This is a genomic window from Streptomyces synnematoformans (assembly GCF_039531005.1).
Classification (GTDB): Bacteria; Actinomycetota; Actinomycetes; order Streptomycetales; family Streptomycetaceae; genus Streptomyces; species Streptomyces synnematoformans.
On record NZ_BAAAPF010000584.1, the window covers coordinates 1 to 2,081 of the forward strand.

2 protein-coding genes are annotated in these 2,081 nt (G+C 76.8%); both read left to right on the forward strand.

Going from position 1 to position 2,081, the window contains the following annotated elements:
* The coding region (locus ABD317_RS36250; protein WP_344296201.1) for an NAD(P)/FAD-dependent oxidoreductase at nucleotides 1–1,050 on the forward strand (1,050 nt) is incomplete at its 5' end.
* 34 nt (nucleotides 1,051–1,084) lie between these two features.
* The coding region (locus ABD317_RS36255) for an AMP-binding protein (RefSeq protein WP_344296203.1) at nucleotides 1,085–2,081 on the forward strand (997 nt) is incomplete at its 3' end.

A 2,081-nucleotide genomic window follows, 5' to 3' on the forward strand; every position in this document is an offset into this window, starting at 1 on the left:
CGGGTGACGCTGCTGGAGGCGGAGCGGGCGCCGGGGATGCACGCGACCGGGCGCTCCGCGGCGCTGTTCAGCGAGTACTTCGGCAACGCGGCGGTGCGGGCGCTCACCCGGTACAGCCGGGCCTTCTACGCCGCCCCGCCCGCGGGCTTCGCCGCCGGCCCGCTGCTCACGCCGCGCGGCGTCCTCGCCCTCGGCACCCCGGACACCGCCGCGGCCTTCGCGGCCGCGAAGGCCGCGGGGGCCGACGCGCCGCGGCCCGCGGTGGAGCTGACCCCCGGGGAGGCGCTGGGGCTCTGCCCGCTGCTGCGCCCCGGCGCGTTCGACCGGGCGCTGCACAAGCCGGGCGCCTGTGACGTCGATGTGGACGCCGCGCACCAGGGCTTCCTGCGGGGGCTGCGGGCCGCCGGCGGCACGGTGGTGACCGGTGCCCGGGTCACCGGGCTCGGCCGCCGCGGCGGGCGGTGGCACGCCGCCACCCCCGCCGGCGACTTCTCCGCGCCGCTCGTCGTCAACGCCGCGGGCGCGTGGGCCGACGACGTCGCCCGGCTGGCCGGCGTGCCGCCGGCCGGGCTCGTGGCGTACCGCCGCACGGCCGCGCTCGCCCGGGTCCCGGACGGCCGCGACGTCGCCGGCTGGCCGATGGTCACCGACGTCGCCGACACCTTCTACGCCCGCCCCGAGCCCGGCGGACTGCTGCTCTCCCCCGCCGACGCGACACCCGCGGCACCGGGTCCGGTGCGCCACGACGACGCCGACGTGGCGCTCGCGATCGCGCGGTTCGAGGCGATGGTCGCGCTCCCGCTGCGGCACGTGCCGCACGCCTGGGCGGGGCTGCGCACCGCCGCGCCCGACGACACCCCGGTGATCGGACCCGACCCGGACGCGCCGGGGTTCAGCTGGCTCGCCGGACTCGGCGGCTACGGCATCCAGACCGCCCCCGCGGCCGGCGCGCTGCTCGCCGCCCTCGCCACGGGGGACGCACCACCGCCCGCACTCGGCCCGCTCGTCGCGGACGTCACCGCCGTCCGCACCCGCACGGCACCTCTCTGACCCCAAAACCCCTAAGGGAGAGAGCTTGCTGGACATGTCGGACACCATCTGGCACCTCGCCGGCGGCCGGGCCGACCACGGCCCGTACCACCCGGTGACCGCCCTCATCGAACAGCAGCGTGCCCGCACGCCGGACCGCCCCGCCGTCACCTACCACGGCCCGACGGAGACCACCCTCACGTACGCGGAGTTCGACGCACTCGCCAACGGGCTGGCGGCCGAGCTGGCCGAGGCGGGGGTGCGCGCCGGCGACGTCGTGCCCGTCGTCCTCGGCAACAGCCTCGAACTGCCCCTGTGCCTGGTGGCGGTGATGAAGCTCGGCGCCGCCTTCACCCTGTGCGACCCGGCCTGGCCGGAGGAGCGCCTGCGCGCCGTGCTGGCGCGCCCCGCGCCGCCGCTGGTGCTCACCGCGACCGCCGCCGTCGTGGCGCACGGCGCCCACGTGGTCGCCGCGCACCGCATCCGCCCGCGCGGACGCGGGCCCGACATGCCGGAGCCGGGCCCGGACACGGTGGCGTACGGCGTGTTCACCTCGGGCAGCACCGGTGCGCCGAAGTGCGCGCTGAACGTGCACCGCGGGCTGACCAACCGGCTGCGCTTCATGACCCGCTGGTTCGCCGCCACCGGCGACGAGGTCGTGCTGCAGAACAGCCGGCACACCTTCGACTCGGCGATCTGGCAGTTGCTCTGGCCGCTGACGACCGGCGGTCGCACGATCGTGCCAGAGCAAGGCGAGTTCCTGGACCTGGAGCGGACAGTGGAGGTCATCCACCGCCACCGCGTCACCGTCACGGACTTCGTGCCCGCGATCCTCGGCATGCTGGTGGCGCTGCTGGAGGCCGAGCCGGCGGCGGTGGCTAAGGTGGCGTCGCTGCGCCACCTCGTCGTGGGCGGCGAGGAGATCATCCCGCACGCCGTGCACCGGCTGCGCGAGCTGGTGCCGGGACTGGAGATCACCAACGGCTACGGCCCGTCCGAGACCGCCATCGGCATGGTCTTCCACCGCATCGCCGGCACCGAGGGCGACCGCA